At 70.0% G+C, this 14,919-nt stretch carries 14 protein-coding genes; 10 read left to right on the forward strand and 4 right to left on the reverse strand.

Annotation, left to right across the window (positions count from 1 at the left end):
* The first annotated feature begins 87 nt into the window (after positions 1-87).
* Together sufU and GRS48_RS02605 are read left to right on the forward strand one after the other, a co-directional pair.
* On the forward strand, positions 88-501 hold the full coding sequence (sufU, locus tag GRS48_RS02600; RefSeq protein WP_159483361.1) for a Fe-S cluster assembly sulfur transfer protein SufU: 414 nt from the start codon (positions 88-90) through the stop codon (positions 499-501).
* 101 nt (positions 502-602) lie between these two features.
* Positions 603-1,301 (forward strand): Sjogren's syndrome/scleroderma autoantigen 1 family protein, encoded by a 699-nt coding sequence (locus GRS48_RS02605; protein WP_159483362.1) that lies wholly within the window; start codon positions 603-605, stop codon positions 1,299-1,301.
* A gap of 31 nt (positions 1,302-1,332) precedes the next feature.
* Here GRS48_RS02605 and GRS48_RS02610 read toward each other — a convergent pair whose 3' ends face one another.
* Complete coding sequence (locus GRS48_RS02610) at positions 1,333-3,867, reverse strand: DEAD/DEAH box helicase (protein ID WP_159483363.1); 2,535 nt, start codon at positions 3,865-3,867, stop codon at positions 1,333-1,335.
* 324 nt (positions 3,868-4,191) lie between these two features.
* Between GRS48_RS02610 and GRS48_RS02615 the strand changes: the two genes are divergently transcribed.
* From GRS48_RS02615 to GRS48_RS02625, 3 genes are all read left to right on the forward strand, one after another.
* Entirely contained in the window at positions 4,192-4,725 is a 534-nt protein-coding gene (locus GRS48_RS02615) for a DUF5807 family protein (protein WP_159483364.1), read from the forward strand.
* Positions 4,726-4,776: 51 nt separating this feature from the next.
* The gene (locus tag GRS48_RS02620) at positions 4,777-5,256 is read left to right on the forward strand and encodes a TrkA C-terminal domain-containing protein (RefSeq protein ID WP_159483365.1); all 480 of its coding nucleotides are present in this window, start codon (positions 4,777-4,779) and stop codon (positions 5,254-5,256) included.
* A gap of 108 nt (positions 5,257-5,364) precedes the next feature.
* Entirely contained in the window at positions 5,365-6,585 is a 1,221-nt protein-coding gene (locus tag GRS48_RS02625) for a cation:proton antiporter (RefSeq protein WP_159483523.1), read from the forward strand.
* Between the two features lie 92 nt (positions 6,586-6,677).
* Here GRS48_RS02625 and GRS48_RS02630 read toward each other — a convergent pair whose 3' ends face one another.
* Positions 6,678-7,559 (reverse strand): homoserine kinase, encoded by an 882-nt coding sequence (locus tag GRS48_RS02630; RefSeq protein ID WP_159483366.1) that lies wholly within the window; start codon positions 7,557-7,559, stop codon positions 6,678-6,680.
* A 151-nt stretch (positions 7,560-7,710) separates the two neighbouring features.
* Positions 7,711-7,962, reverse strand: coding sequence for a hypothetical protein (locus GRS48_RS02635; RefSeq protein ID WP_159483367.1), 252 nt, complete (start codon positions 7,960-7,962; stop codon positions 7,711-7,713).
* Between the two features lie 117 nt (positions 7,963-8,079).
* On the opposite strand from GRS48_RS02635, the gene GRS48_RS02640 reads away from it, so the two are divergent.
* Together GRS48_RS02640 and GRS48_RS02645 are read left to right on the forward strand one after the other, a co-directional pair.
* Positions 8,080-9,375, forward strand: a complete 1,296-nt coding sequence (locus tag GRS48_RS02640) for a TIGR00341 family protein (RefSeq protein ID WP_394351185.1) — start codon at positions 8,080-8,082, stop codon at positions 9,373-9,375.
* A gap of 92 nt (positions 9,376-9,467) precedes the next feature.
* The gene (locus GRS48_RS02645; RefSeq protein WP_321168252.1) at positions 9,468-11,348 is read left to right on the forward strand and encodes a formate/nitrite transporter family protein; all 1,881 of its coding nucleotides are present in this window, start codon (positions 9,468-9,470) and stop codon (positions 11,346-11,348) included.
* Positions 11,349-11,375: 27 nt separating this feature from the next.
* Here GRS48_RS02645 and GRS48_RS02650 read toward each other — a convergent pair whose 3' ends face one another.
* Positions 11,376-12,365, reverse strand: a complete 990-nt coding sequence (locus tag GRS48_RS02650; protein ID WP_159483369.1) for a GTPase — start codon at positions 12,363-12,365, stop codon at positions 11,376-11,378.
* A 203-nt stretch (positions 12,366-12,568) separates the two neighbouring features.
* Between GRS48_RS02650 and GRS48_RS02655 the strand changes: the two genes are divergently transcribed.
* From GRS48_RS02655 to GRS48_RS02665, 3 genes are all read left to right on the forward strand, one after another.
* Positions 12,569-13,024: a DUF2240 family protein gene (locus tag GRS48_RS02655; RefSeq protein WP_159483370.1), complete on the forward strand. Its 456-nt coding sequence runs from the start codon at positions 12,569-12,571 to the stop codon at positions 13,022-13,024.
* A gap of 28 nt (positions 13,025-13,052) precedes the next feature.
* On the forward strand, positions 13,053-13,556 hold the full coding sequence (locus tag GRS48_RS02660; RefSeq protein WP_159483371.1) for a hypothetical protein: 504 nt from the start codon (positions 13,053-13,055) through the stop codon (positions 13,554-13,556).
* Between the two features lie 103 nt (positions 13,557-13,659).
* The gene (locus GRS48_RS02665) at positions 13,660-14,901 is read left to right on the forward strand and encodes a DNA double-strand break repair nuclease NurA (protein ID WP_321168253.1); all 1,242 of its coding nucleotides are present in this window, start codon (positions 13,660-13,662) and stop codon (positions 14,899-14,901) included.
* The last annotated feature ends 18 nt before the right edge of the window (positions 14,902-14,919 follow it).

Raw genomic sequence — 14,919 nt, forward strand, 5'->3', positions numbered from 1 at the left:
CCCGTCCGTCCCCACGCGTGTGACGCTCCGTTCCCCGTCGCCGTCGACGGAACGCTTTTGAGCGGCTACGCACTACCTCTCTGCAGTATGGGATTGGGCTCGGACATGTATCGGCAGCAGATCCTCGACCACTACAAGAACCCGCGCAACTACGGGGAACTCGAGGATCCGGATTTCACACACGTCGGCGAGAACCCCTCCTGTGGCGACACGATCCGTGTCGACGTCGCCCTCGACGACGGCGGCGAGACGATCGACACCGTCCGGTTCTCCGGCGACGGCTGTGCCATCTCGATGGCGTCCGCGAGCATGCTCTCCGAGCGGCTGGAGGGGATGACGATCGAGGAGCTACACGCGTTGGAGACCGACGACATCACGGAGATGCTCGGCGTCGAGATCTCGCCGATGCGCGTCAAGTGTGCGGTGCTCGGGCGGCAGGTCACACAGGACGGCGCGAAGATCCACCGCGGCGAGCTCGACCCCGACCGGATCGAGGAGTGAGCCGCGGACCCGGACCGTTCACCGCCGCGTCCCGGACGACCCCCCGGTAGCGGAGGGTCGAGCCCACGGGACTTTTCCCCGCGAACCACGTGCCACCAGCCATGAGCGAGGAGTTCGACAAGGAGGCGGAACGGGAGAAGCTCCGGGAGAAGTTCGCCGACGACGCACGGAAGCGCGAACACACCCAGCGGATGTCCGACCTGTTGTTGAAGGGGGCGACGATGACCAACCGTCACTGCGAGCAGTGTGGCGACCCGATCTTCAGCCACGACGGGCGGGAGTTCTGCCCGACCTGCAACGCGACGGCCGACGGGGTCGGCGGGGCCGCTGGGGCCGACGGGGCCAATGACGCCAGCGAGGTCGACGGCGCCGATCTGAGCGCGGACGACGCGACTGCGGGTCGGGCGGCGACGACACGCGCCGACGCCGTCGACACGGGCTCCGAAGCGGTCGACGCGCCCGACGTCGCCGGGGAGACCCCTCCCGGGAGCGACTCCAACCCGGCCGCGTCTCCCCGATCCTCGGAATTCGCGGGATCCCCCGCGGAGGGGGCGGCGTCTCACCCCGAACCGGCCGCACGGCCGAGCGATCGCTCCCGGAACCGATCCCCCGGTTCGGACGACGCGCCGATCACTACCGCCGACCCCGCCGGGGAGAACGTCGCCGCCGCCCGCGAGTCGCTGACGCGGACGCTGACGCGGTTCGCCCGAGCCGCCGAGGCGACGGACGACCCGCGGCGCGCCCGCGAACACCTCCGGGCGGCCCGGGAGGCGGCGGAGGCGCTGGCGGCGCTCGAGTGATCGTTTTCCGTCGAGATCGCTCGGAGCCGACCTACGGCTCGTAGCTCGCGCCGATCACGCCGCGGATACGCTCGGCGGTGACGGCACCGACGCCGTCGACCGCCAGGAGGTCGTCCTCGGGCGCGGTCATCACGGCCTCGACGCTGCCGAAGTGCTCGAGGAGCGAGCGGGCGGTGACGGGGCCGATGTCGGCGATGGCGGACACCACGTACTCCTGTTGTTCGGCGCGCGTCTTCGTCGTCTTCTCGCCGTGAACGCTCACCTCCCGGTCGCGGGTCTCCTGCTCGCGGCGGGCGATCGTCGCCAGCAGCTCGGTCGTGTCCGTCTCGTCCTCCGTCCGGAGGACGCTGACCCCGAAGTCGATCGCCAGCGCGGAGAGCGCGCCCCGGATCGCGTTGGGGTCGATGTCGCGCTGGCCGTAGAGGTTCGTCCCCTCGACGACGACCACGGGGCGTGCGTACGCCCGCGAGAGCTCACCGACCTGCGTGAACAGCGACCGGTCGGCGTCGAGCATCGAGTCGACGAAGTCGGCGGCCGACTTCCGCTCGACGGCGACCCGGTCGGAGAGGACGTAGTCGCCGACGGCGAGCGTCTCCAGCCGCGTCACGAGCCCGTCCCGCGTCGAGAGGGACTTCGCGATCGCGGAGTCGAGCTCGCGCTGGTCGATCACGACCTCGACGCCGCCGTCGACCCCGGCCGTCGCGACGACCGCGTCGTCCCCGCCGTCGTTCGCTTCGGCGTCGTCCGCTTCGGCGTCGTTCGCGCCGCCATCGACCGTCTCGTCCCCGTCGTCGTCCCCTCCGCCCTCGCGGGCGTCGGCCGCGAAGTCGGTGAGCGCGGCCGGGGCGTCCCCGCTGCTTGCTCCGTCGTCGGCGTCCGCATCGCCGGCATCCGCATTGTCGGCATTCGCGCCGTCGGGGACGTCGTCGCCTCCGTCGCCGCTGTCGTCGGTGTCGCCGTTATCGCCGGCGCCCGGCCCCGCGAAGGCGTCGAGCCCCGACTGATCCCCACCGCCGACGGTCGACTCGATCTCACCGGTTGCGGCCTTGAGGTCGGCGAGCTCGCGTTCCATCCGCTTCTCCCGTCGCCTCGAGATCCAGAAGAACGCCTCGTCGCGGGTGTCGGCCGCCATCAGCACCACGACCTCCCCGCTCGCCTGCCGGCCCGTCCGACCCTTGCGCTGGATCGAGCGGATCGCGGTCGGCACGGGCTCGTAAAAGCAGACGAGGTCGACCTCGGGGACGTCGAGCCCCTCCTCGGCGACGGAGGTGGAGACGAGCACCTCGAACTCGCCCGCGCGGAAGTCGTCGAGCGTCTCCTGTTGTTGCTTCTGTGTCATCCCGTCCGAGCCCTCCTTGTCGCCCTGTCCGACGAACTTCCGGACGTCGAAGCTCGCCGCGAGGAACTCGACGAGCGCCTCGGCGGTGTCGCGCGACTCGGTGAAGAGGATCGCGCGCTCGCCGTCGTTGATGCCGAGCGTCTCCGCGAGCAGGATCCGCGCCTGCGAGAACTTCGGGTGGAGCCCGTCGAACGACTCGGCCTGTCGCATCGCCTCCCGGACCTTCGGGTCGGCGATCATCCGCTGGCTCGCCTTCGATGCGCCCGATGAGCGGGCCGCGTTGCGCTGGCGCTCGAAGTACCGGCGGACTGACTCGACCGACTGCGTCTCGACGAGTTCGACCGCGCGACGGAGCTTCATCACCTCGGCGTGGGTACTCATCCCCTTGTACCCGTCCGACTGGTCGTTGTCCATCATCCGCTTGAGCTGCCCGCGCATCTCGTTGAGGTCGCGCTGGGAGAGGTCGGGGCTGGTGGTGTTCGTCACGCCGATCGACTTCAGTTTCTCCAGCCGGTCGACTATCACCGCGTTGAGCGCGTCACGGATCGCGATCACCTCCTCCGGGAGGTCGACCTCGACCCACCTGACGTCGGTGTCGTGGGTGTACTCGGAGACGTCGGCGTCGTCCTCCGTCATCACCTCGACGTTCCGGAGCCCGAGGTTCGTACAGACCGTCTCGATCTCCTCGGTGTCGCCGCCGGGCGACGCCGACATCCCCGTGACGAGCGGGTCCGCGGCGTCCGCGTGGTACCGCTCGGCGATGTAGACGTACGCGTAGTCGCCGGTCGCGCGGTGACACTCGTCGAAGGTGAGGTGGGTGACGTCCCGCAGCGAGATCCGGTTGCCGACGAGGTCGTTCTCGACGACCTGCGGGGTCGCGATCACGACGCGTGCGCGCTCCCACAGCGCGGCGCGGTCGTCCGGACGCACCTCGCCGGTGAACACGACGATCTCCTCGTCGGGGATCTCGAGCGCCTCCCGGTAGAACTCCGCGTGCTGCTGGACGAGCGGCTTGGTCGGGGCCAGAAAGAGGGCCGTTCCGCCCGCCTCGTGGAGGCGGTTCGCGGTGACCAGCAGGCTCACGGCCGTCTTCCCGAGACCGGTCGGGAGACAGACCAGGGTGTCCGCCGTCCGCGCGGCGTCCGCGAGCCGGAGCTGGTAGCGGCGGTGCTGGAGGAAGTCGTCGACGAGCAGCGGGTGGGAGATCCCCGTGGCCTCGGTCGCCATCGGCGGCTCTTGGCCGGCTTCGCCCTAAAGCCTTCGCGAAGCGGGGTGGAAGTTATCGGGCGCGGTCGTCGTCGCGGACGTCCTCGGGCACGTCCTCGTCGACCAGCGCGGCCCACTCGGCGAGCCGGTCACCTGACGGTGTGCGTGTACTCATCACACGGGAAATCCGTGCGATACCCCTTAATCGTTTCTCCCATTCCCTCCGGCTCGGAGCGGGGTGAGGCCCCGTGTCCGCGTCGTGACGCCACATCCGCGCCGCGTCCTCGGGGACGGCCGTCGTCCGAACACGGTCGCCTTTTAGGGCTCACGCCCGTCCCCGCCCACATGAGCAAACTCGACGAGTTCCTCGCGGGCGACCGCCTCGAAGACGTCGTCCTCTTCATCAGCGACGCGTTCCTCGACGACGACTCCCGGCTCCGGAACGTCGGCGAGGAAACCGATCGGGGGGTCCGGCTGATCCTCGACGGCGAGACGGGCCGCTCCGCGTTCCAGGCCGGCACCGGGATGGGTGCGATGGAGTTCGCACAGACGGCAACCCGGACCGAGGGACGGATCGCCCGGTCGCTCGACGACGGCGAGTGTCCGTTCGTCGACGCCGAGGACGCCACGGAAGAAGCCGAGGAGGGCGCTGAAGTCGACGCCGAGGACGCCGAATCCGACCCCGGGGACGCCGAATCCGACGCCGAGGGCGACGCGTTCGCGGGCGACCACGAGGTCCGGTTCGTCTTCGCGTTCGCGGAGGGGCAAAACGAGGAGGTCGGCGGGATCTACGCGGAGGGCGACGTCGTCCACGCGTACGCTCACTGCGCCTGCGGCGAGAGCTACTCGCACAAGTGGGTCGTCGGCGACCGGGCTTGATCCCACGACAGAGGGTGGGTTCTTTATCAGTCGGGGGTCGTAGTTCAGCGTATGCCGATCACCGAATCAGACCTTCCCGGCGTCGGGAAGAAGTTCGAGATCGACCTCGCCGACGGCGAGATGATCGTCGTCATCCACAACACCGGCAAGCGGGAGCTGTTCTACCGTCCCGAGTCGAACGCCGACTCCGAGAAGGTGTTCGAGTTCTCCGACGACCTCGCCCGGAAGATCGGGTCGATCATCGAGGGGGCACACTTCCAGCCGATCGAACCGGCCACCCAGGAGACGACCCTCCCGGGCGGGATCCTCCTCGAGTGGTACGAGGTACAGCCGGGCTCCTCGCTGATCGGCGAGACGCTCGAAAGCGCGGACGTCGGGAACCGAAGCGGCTTCACGATCGTCGCGATCCAGCGCGAGGACACGACGATCGACAGCCCGCCGGCCGACACCACGATTCAGGAGGCCGACACGCTGATCGGCGTGGGAACACGGGAGAACTGCGAGTCGTTCGAGGAGATTCTCACGGAATGAGGAGGGACTCGACCGGTCACGTCCGCCGCCGGCGCGGATCCGCGGATCCCTCGTGTCCCGCGATCGGGGTGAGCCTCCGTGGCTGATCTCCTGCTCGAGATCGGGGTCATGTTCGCGGCGATCGCCGGCGTCGGCGCGCTCGCGGACCGCCTCGGCCAGTCGGTGATCCCCTTCTACATCGTCTCCGGGATGCTGCTCGGGGAGTTCGTGCTCGGCCGGGTCGGGCTCCCGGTCCTCGGCGAGGTGTTCGTCGCGGAGTCGGAGTTCATCGCGCTGGGTGCGGAGCTCGGGATCGTCTTCCTGTTGTTCTTCCTCGGGCTGGAGTTCAACCTCGATCGGCTGCTCGACCGCCGCACGGAGATCGGGACGGCGGGGACGATCGACCTCGGGATCAACTTCGGGGCCGGCTTCGTCATCGGCTGGCTCGTCTTCGGCTCGTTCCTGCCGGCGTTCCTGATCGCCGGGATCGTCTACATCTCCTCGTCGGCGGTGATCACGAAGTCGCTCATCGACCTCGGCTGGATCGCCAACGACGAGTCCGAGCCGATGCTCGGCACGCTCGTCTACGAGGACCTCTTCATCGCCGTCTACCTCGCCGTCGTGTCCGCGATCGTCCTCGGGAGCGGCGGGGTCGAGGAGGCCGCCATCGACGTCGGCGTCGCGGTCGCGTTCATCGTCGCGCTGCTGTTGCTCGTCTACCTCGGCACCGGCTTCTTCTCCCGACTGGTCGAGACCGACGACCACGAGTCCGTGGTGCTCCGGACCGTCGGGGTGCTCGTGCTGATCGCGGGGGCGGCGCTCACGCTCGGCGTCAGTGAGGCGGTCGCGGCCTTCTTCGTGGGGATGGCGTTCTCCGCGACGGACCACGTCCACCAGCTCGAGGAGCTGCTCGAGCCGTTGCGGGACACGTTCGCCGCCGTCTTCTTCTTCTGGATCGGGCTCGTCACCGACCCGCTGCTGTTCGGCGGGGTGGCGGCACTGATCCTGTTGGCGGTCCTCGTCACGACGCCGACGAAGCTCGTCAGCGGCTTCCTCGGCGGGCGGGCGTTCGGGCTCGACACGCGCCGCTCGACACGCGTCGGGCTCGGCATGACGACCCGCGGGGAGTTCTCGCTCATCATCGCGACGATCGCCATCGCCGGCGCGGAGGCCGGGACGTTCGACGCGACGCTCGCGGCGACGATCAACGCGTTCGCCGTCGGCTACGTGCTGGTCATGGCGATCCTCGGGACCACCCTGATGGGCTACTCCGAGCCGTTCGAGAAGTTCGCCGTCTCCCGGCTCGGCGCCGGGGACTCGGAGCGGTCGGCCCCCGAGCCCGGCGACTGAATGAAACCGGCCGTCCCCCGGAGCCCGGCGACTGACCCGGGCGCCGCTCGCGGTCGTCGGTCTCGCCGGGTCGTTTCCGCCCTTCCCGTCGCCTACTCGTCGAGCACCGTCGCACCCGGCCCGATCCGCGTCTGGTACGCCCGCGAGTCGATGCCCGCGTCCGCGAACGCGTCGAGCATGGCGGCGGCGATCCCCTTCCGTCGGCCGTCGCGGCAGGCGGCGACCACCGCGGGCCCCGCGCCGCTGACAGTCACGCCGGTCGCGCCCGCGTCGAAGGCGGCCTCGCGGACCCCGTCGTAGCCGGTGATGAGGCGGGCGCGCTCGGGCGTGACGACCGGGTCGTTCATGCCCGCGCCGACGAGCGTCGGGTCGGACCGGCACATCCCGACGGCGAGCGTCGCGGCGTTGCCGACCGTCTCGACGAGCGCGTCCATCGAGGCCGTCTCCGGGACGACCCGTCGCGCGTCGCGCGTCGAGACGGCGACGTCGGGCAGGCAGACGACGAGGGGGACGTCGGCGCTCACCGCGTGGGTGCCCTCGGTCGTCGTGATGGTGAACCCGCCGAGCAGCGACGGCGCGACGTTGTCCGAGTGGGCGACGCCCGAGACGACCGCCTCGCCCTCGGCGGCGACGGGGACGAGCTCGGCCCGCGAGAGGCCGCGGTCGTACAGGCGATTGAGGGCGACGGCCGCGCCGGCGGCGCTCGCGGCCGACGAGCCGAGCCCCGACGCGGGCCGGACCCCCTTGTCGATGTGGATGTGGGCGGGCGCGTCGAGCTCCTCGACGACCGCGCCGACGGTGTTCTGCTCCGGGTCCTCCGGGATGTACTGGGCCCCGACGCCGGTCACCTCGATGGTCGTCCGCTCTGCCTTCTCGACGGTCACGACGTCGGCCGGGCGGGAGAGCGCGGCCCCGAACACGTCGAAGCCGCTCCCGAGGTTGGCGCTGGTCGCGGGTGCCCGTACCGTGATCATAGCGGTGGGTGGAGACGGGGACGCAAAAAGGAGCGGGATCCGCACGAGCCGTCCGACCCGAATCGGTAGGCGATCGCTACGGGGGATCCGGGACTCCGATGTCGGCGACCGTTTCAGGAGTCGGCGGCCGTTTCAGGGGTCTGCGGTCGTCTCAGGAGTCGGCGGTCGTCCACAGCATCGGGCCGATGACGGCGAGCCCGATCCCGAAGAGGATGTAGGTCGCCGGCATCGTCGTGAACGGGGCCATCAGGAAGATCGCGCCGAAGCCCATCACGACCGCGGCGATCACTTTCTGGGACTTCAGCGGTGCCGCCCCGAGCAGCGACGCGCCGAACGCCAACAGCAGGACGTGTCCCAGATGATAATCGAGCAGGATCTGGTCGACGAGCAGCAGCGTATCCATTCTGTCCGGAGATGCGCGGGATTCGCGCATTAAAGTTCCGTTTCGTACGACCCGCGCCGAGAGGTCGGCCGCCGCACGACCCCCGTCTTATAAGCCGCTTCCGGGCAACCGGTGTCCGTGCGACTCGTCCAGGTCATGATCCCGGCGGGCAAGCGCGCGGCGGTGATCAGTGCACTCGATAAGGAGGGTGTCGATTACGTCGTCACCGACGAGACGAGCAGTCGCGAGTACACCGCGGTCGCGACGTTCCCGCTGCCGACCGCGGCCGTCGAGCCGGTGCTCGAACGGCTCCGGGAGGTCGGCATCGACGAACGGACGTACACCGTCATCGTCGCCGCCGAGACGGTGATCTCCCGCCGGTTCGATCAGTTGGAGGCGCAGTACGCGGCGAAGTCGGAACGCAACGAGGACCGGATCTCCCGACAGGAGCTCCAGGCGAAGGCCGCAGACCTCGTCTCCGGCACCCAGACGTACGTGCTGATGACGGTGCTGTCGGCGGTGATCGCGACCGCCGGGCTGCTGCTCGACTCGCCCGCGACCGTCGTCGGATCGATGGTGATCGCGCCGCTGATCGGCCCCGCGATGTCGGCCGCCGTGGGCACCGTCGTCGACGACGACGAGCTGTTCCGGCGGGGCGTCCGCCTGCAGGCGCTCGGCGTCGCGCTCGCGGTGGGGTCCGCTGCGGTGTTCGCCACGGTCCTCCGTGCCACCAACCTCGTCCCGCCCGGGGTCGACCCGCTCACGCTCGCGGAGGTATCGGAGCGGCTCGCGCCGAACGTGCTCGCGCTCGCGGTCGCGCTCGGCGCGGGCGTGGCCGGGATCGTCTCGCTGATGACCGGCGTCTCCGCGGCGCTCGTCGGCGTCATGATCGCCGTCGCGTTGATCCCGCCGGCGGCCGCCGTCGGGATCGGGATGGCCTTCGGCATCCCGCGGCTCGCGGTCGGCGCGGGGGTCCTCGTCTTAGTGAACGTCCTCTCGATCAACCTCGCGGCGCTCGTCATGCTGTGGTACGAGGGGTACCGTCCGGAACGGTGGTTCCGCGAGGACGACGCGAAGGCCGCGCTGGTCAAGCGGGCGGCGATCCTCGTCGCCGCCATCGCGCTGTTGTCCGTCTTCCTCGGCGGCGTCACCTACGACTCGTACGTCGCGACGACCACCGAGGGGGAGATACGGAGCGCCGTCGGGGACGAGCTGGCGTCGATCGACGCCGGGATCGAGCTCATCGATATCGAAATCGAACGCGCCGGCAACGTTCCGCCCCGCTCGACCGAACGCGTGGTGATCACCGTCGGTGCGCCGCCCGGGACGGGGATCGAGGGGCTCGCAGCGAGACTCGACACACGGATCGAGGCCGTCATCGGAACGGAGACGACCGTCGAGGTCAGGCTGCTGACCGTCGAGCGATCGTCGTAGCCCACACGCCGTCGTTCCGGGAACGACCGTGACCGTCGGGCTCTCGGCACCGAGAAGGAAGCTCTTTGCCGTTCCACGCGGTGAGTACCGCCGTGACCGACCAACCAGTATCCGACGACGAGCCCGTTCGGGACGTCGTCGAACGGTCCCGGGGCGGCGCGCCCGCGGTGGGCGAGGCGGTACGGGACCGGTTCTCCTCCGACGAAGTTTTTCAGCGGATCATCGCCGCGGCCGACGAGGAGGTGACCTCCGGCAACCGCGAGCTGTTTTTCAGCGGCGTCGCCGCCGGGCTCGCGATCACCATCACGTTCCTCCTGTACGCCTCGATGACCGCCTCGACCGACGGCCATCCCGTTTTGAGCGTCCTGTTGTACCCGCTCGGGTTCATCTACATCATCATCGGCGGCTACCAGCTCTTCACCGAGAACACGCTCCCGCCGGTGGCGTTGACCCTCGAGCGGCTCGCGAGCTTCCCCACGCTGTTGCGTCACTGGGGGATCGTTCTCGCCGGGAACTTCGCCGGCGGCGCGATCGGCGCGGTCGTCCTGTCGTACGGCGGCGTCTTCTCGCCGGAAGCGGCCACCGTCGCCGCGGACATCGCCCGATCAGGCGTCGAGACCGGCTGGTGGCCGCTCTTCTTCAAGGCCGCCATCGCGGGGCTGATCGTCGCCGGGGTCGTCTGGGTCGGGTTCGCCTCCACGGACTCGGTCACCCGTCTGCTCGTCGTCTACCTCGCGTTCCTCGCGATCCCGCTGGGGAACCTCTATCACGTCGTCGTCTCGTTCACCGAGGCGCTGTTCCTGATGTTCGCCGGCACCCTCGGGCTGTACGTCGGAATGGTCGAGTTCGTGCTCCCGGTTCTCCTCGGGAACACGGCCGGCGGGGTCGTACTCGTCACGCTCGTCAACTACTTCCACACGAGCGAGAAACGCCTCGAGTCGGCGCGTTTCGACGGAATGAACCGCCGCCTCTCGGTCCCGGAGTGGCTGTTCGGACAGGCCGTCGGTCGGTCGTACGTGCCGATACTGAACAGCGCCGAGGCGGCGCTGTTCGCCGACGAAGGCCACCGCGTGATGGTTCCGATCACGAACCTGCGGACCGACGAGAAGCTCGTCGAGCTCGCGAGCGCGCTCGCGAGCGACCACGAGGACGGTACGGTCCACGTGGTCCACGTCGTGCAGGCCCCGGAGGGCATGTCGTTGACGTCCGGGGACAACAGCGACCGCATCATCGGGGCCTCCGAGCGACACATGGGGCCGGTCCGCTCGATCGCGGAGCGGTACGACGTCGACGTCGAGACGTCGACCGTCGTCTCACATCGGTCCTTCGAGGAAGTGTTCGACATGGCCCGCCGGACCCGACCCGAGACGGTTCTGATGGGCTGGAGGGACGACCAGCTGTGGAGCGCGGCCCGCGCGGAGCGGCCGATCGAGGAGCTGACGAACCAGCTGCCGTGTGACTTCCTGATCCTCGACGAGAGCGAGTTGGACACCTCGCGGGTGCTCCTGCCGACGGCCGGCGGACCGGACTCCGTACTGGGGGCGGAGGTCGCACGCGTGCTCTCCCGGACCGCCGACGCCGAGGTGACCCTGCTCCACGTCGTCCCGGACGACGACGCCCGCGAGGAGGGCGAGCGGTTCCTCTCGGAGTGGGCCACGGAGAACGGACTCGAGGGGGCGACGCTGACCGTCGACACCGGCGGCGACGTGGAGGGCGCGATCGAGGCGGCCGCGGTCGACAACACCCTCATCATCATCGGGGCGACCGAGAAAGGGCTGTTGTCCCGGCTCCTCTCCGACTCGCTCCACCTCGACTTGGTCAAGCACGTCGACTGTTCGGTACTGCTCGCGGAGCGACCCAGCCATCGGTCGATCAGGCAACGGCTCTTCGGTCGCGGGCGACGAGCACGAAAGGCCGACCGCGAGGTCGTCGCCGTTCCGGACGGCCGCGAAGAGCCGCCCGAAACGCGGTAACGGACCGTCCCTCGCCGGCGGTGGCCGCTACTCGCCGTCGCGTTCGCGGGTCGGGAGGTCCGGCTCGTAGGCGGCGGCGTCGACGATCATCGCGAGCACTTCCTCGACGTTCTCGCCCTCGGTCACGCTCATGGTCGCGTCGACGCCCTCGGCGCGGATCGCCTCGAACCGGTCGTGTTTGTTCGCGACGGTGTGCATCGGGATGGATTCGTCGAACAGGGCACGGACTTCCTCGCGGAGCTCCAGTTGGACGTCGAGCGGATAGCCGCAGTCGCCGGAGGGGTCGAGCACGAAGAGGACGACATCGGCGAGGTGGACCAGCGCGCTGACCGCCTGCCGTTCGATGTCGTTACGCTCGTCCTCGGGGCGGTCGAGGAGCCCGGGCGTGTCGACGATCTGGTAGCGGACGTGGTCGCGTTCGAAGTGACCGACCTGGACGCCCCGCGTCGTGAACGGGTACTCCGCGATCTCGTTGGACGCGCGGGTGACCTCGTTCACGAACGAGGACTTGCCGACGTTCGGGTAGCCGGCGACGACGACTGCGGGCTCGTCCGGACGGATGTCGGGCAGGTTACGGAGGGCGTCGCGGGAGTCGCCGATGTACCGGAGGTCGTCCTCGATCTGGTCCATCACGTCGGCCATGCGCGCGAACGCCTGTTTCCGGTGTTTCTTCGCGGCGTCGACGTCCGAGTTGCGGACCTTCGTGGTGTACTCGTCGCGGAGGCGCTCGATCTGGCGGCTCGCCCACATCACCTGCGCGAGCGCCTGTCGGAGGCGGTCGACGTCGACGATGGCGTCCGCGAGCTCGTAGTAGAACGGCTTGACGTCGAAGCCGAAGTCCGGCCACGAGACGACCACGTTCTCGAGGTTGTCCGAGAGGATGTTGCCGGCCGTGCGAAGCATCGCCTCCTGGGCCTCGTGGCCGCTCTTGGCGTGACCCGTTCGCGCCGCCCGGGAGAACGCCTTGTCGAGGAGTTCCTCCGCACGGGGCGTCGTCGGGAGGCCCTCAAATATCATATTGCCCCTTTCTTGCCCCTCAGCGCGTATAAGAGCGTCCGTTTCCGGACCCGAACGACACGCCGACACACGCCGGGGTGTGCCGACGCCTCCCGTTTCCTCGGGGTGACCGCCGATCGGGTCACCGAATCCGACGTTTGTCCCGTGTCGCCCGGACGGCTGGGTTCGGTAGGTTTACCGGCGTCGACGGCCCTCCCTCGCGTATGAGTCTGGAGGTCGCCGTCGCGGTCCCGTTCAAACGGCGCGGCAAGCAACGGCTCGGCGAGGGGGAGTTCGTCGTCGCGCTCTCGCTCGACCGGGAGTGGTTCTCGCCCGATCAGGCGAAGCGGCTCGTCGACGTCGCCGTCGGGCGCGGGCTCCTCGTCGAGGAGGACGGCGACCTCGTCGCCCGGTTCGACCCGGCCGACGTCACGATCCCCGAAGAGTTCGTCCCCGACGAATCGCTCCTCCGCGAGCAGTCCACCTTCGAGACGGCGCTCGACGCCATCGTCGCCGCCGGCGTCGAGAAGCAGCGCGCGGTCGCCGCGATCAACGAGCGCCAGCGCACGCTCGCCGTCACGCTCGAGGCGGCGGCGGTCCTCTACGCGAAAGAGCACGGGGCCGCGGTCGATCGGCTCGCCGACGACGTGCGCGCCGGGCTCGTGGAGGAGGAGGCGTGACCGCCGTCGGCCACGCGGGGGGCCGGTGATGGTCACGGACCGACTGACCGACGGCGTCCGCATCGCCCAGCTGCTCGCCTCCGAGGTGACCGGGAACCGGGGACGGCTCCGCGACCTCGTCGTCACGGACGCCGACCCCGACGTCGAACCGACCGTCGACGGCGCGCTCGCTTACTCGCTGGCGCTCGCCCCGAAACGTGAGGACGACGGGGAGGGTGGGAACGGGGACGAGGAAGACGGGACGGACGAAGACGGGACGGACGCAGACGAGGGCGACGAGGACGGATCCGAGCGCGTCGCGGACGTGTTCGTCCAGCCCGATCGGGTGCGGGTGGAGTTCGTCGTCGCGCCCGACGTCGCGGCGACGACGGCCGAGGGGGCGGGGCTTCGGGTCCGGCCGAAGGCGGTTCGTCCGCCCCGAACCCTCGTCTTCCTCGAGGACGGGGCGGCCGTCAAGCGCGTCCTGCCGACGCTCGAGGCGGTCCTCGAGGCCGCCCTCGAGGTGACCCCCGCGGACGCCGGCGGCGAGTGAGGCGGCCCCGCCTCGTCCCGTTTCGCGGTTCCGTTTCGGGGTCACGTTCACGGAGCCGTGCGGACCCCACCCACTTTTGGTCGCCGCGTCCCCTCGGGGAGGTGTGACGCTCGATCCGATCCACGTCGAGAACATCGCGCGGCTCGCGTACGACATCGCGAGCGACGTGGACACGACGGACCACGAGGACCTCGTCGGCCAGGTCTGGGAGGAGTGGCTCCCGTCGCTGCGCCGGGACGGCCGGGTCGTGATCGAGCCGGTCGGCGACCACGAGCGCCGTCGGACCGACATCGACGCGGTCGCGCTCGCGGAGCGCCCGTTCGGGACGGTTCACGGGCTCGACTCCGGAACGATCAACCCGACCACGTTCAAGAACGGGCTCGTCGTCGACGTCGCGCACGCGGCGATGGCGTCGGAGCCGACGGACCTGTCGCTCCACCGGGACCGCACCATCGTCGCGACCGTCCACGCGGGCGACTCGACGACGGACTTCGACCGCGAATGGACGCGCCGCGACGCGGGTCACACCCGCCAGCGGGTGCTCCACGCCCCGCGCGTGAACCGGTACGCAGAGGGGGTCGTCCACGCGCTCGCGCTCTACCTCGCCGAGGGGACGCACGCGCTCACCCACGCCGACCGCGTCGACGAACTGCTCGTGCTCGACGGGCCGGTGTATCCCAAGGAACTGTTCACGTGGGGCGACCGCGACCCCGAGCTGGGCGAGATCGCTCGGGAGGCGAAACCCCGGTCGGTCGTCGAGAACTACGTCCGGCTCGTCGAGCGGTTCGTCGAGCGGGACGTCCCCCTCGCGGGGTTCGTCAAGAACCCGGCGAGCCGCACGATCGTCCGCACGCTCGCGGACCGCGGGGTCGAGCCGCCGTGGCCCGACGACGCCGCGCTGTTCACGGCACTGCTCGAACGGCGGGCCGACGGCGACCGCCTCGACGACGCGCTCACGTTCACCACGTGGTTCCACAGCCGCGGGGGCGCGGACGGGACGATGGCGGCCGACGCGGACGCGCTCGGGATCGAGCGTGAGCTCGACCCGACGCTGTACGAGCCGACGTTCATGGTCGTCTACGACCCCCGAACGGACGTGACGTACAAGCTGGAGGCTCCCTATGCGTTCGCCCGCGACGCGTCGACGCGCGACCGGCTGACCCGACAGGTCCTCTCCGACGTGGCGGCGACCCGCGGCCCGCCCGAGGCGGTCGCGAAGGCCGACGAGCTCGCGCGGATCAACGCCGGCGAGAAGGCCGCGCTCCGCCGGAAGTTCGAGGAGCGGTTCGACAGCGACCAGCAGGCCACCTACGACGACCTCCGCTGGGGGAAAGAGCGGTACTGACGGGGTCGTCGAGAAGGG

It is taken from the genome of Halorubrum sp. JWXQ-INN 858 (genome assembly GCF_009806985.1).
Classification (GTDB): domain Archaea; phylum Halobacteriota; class Halobacteria; order Halobacteriales; family Haloferacaceae; genus Halorubrum.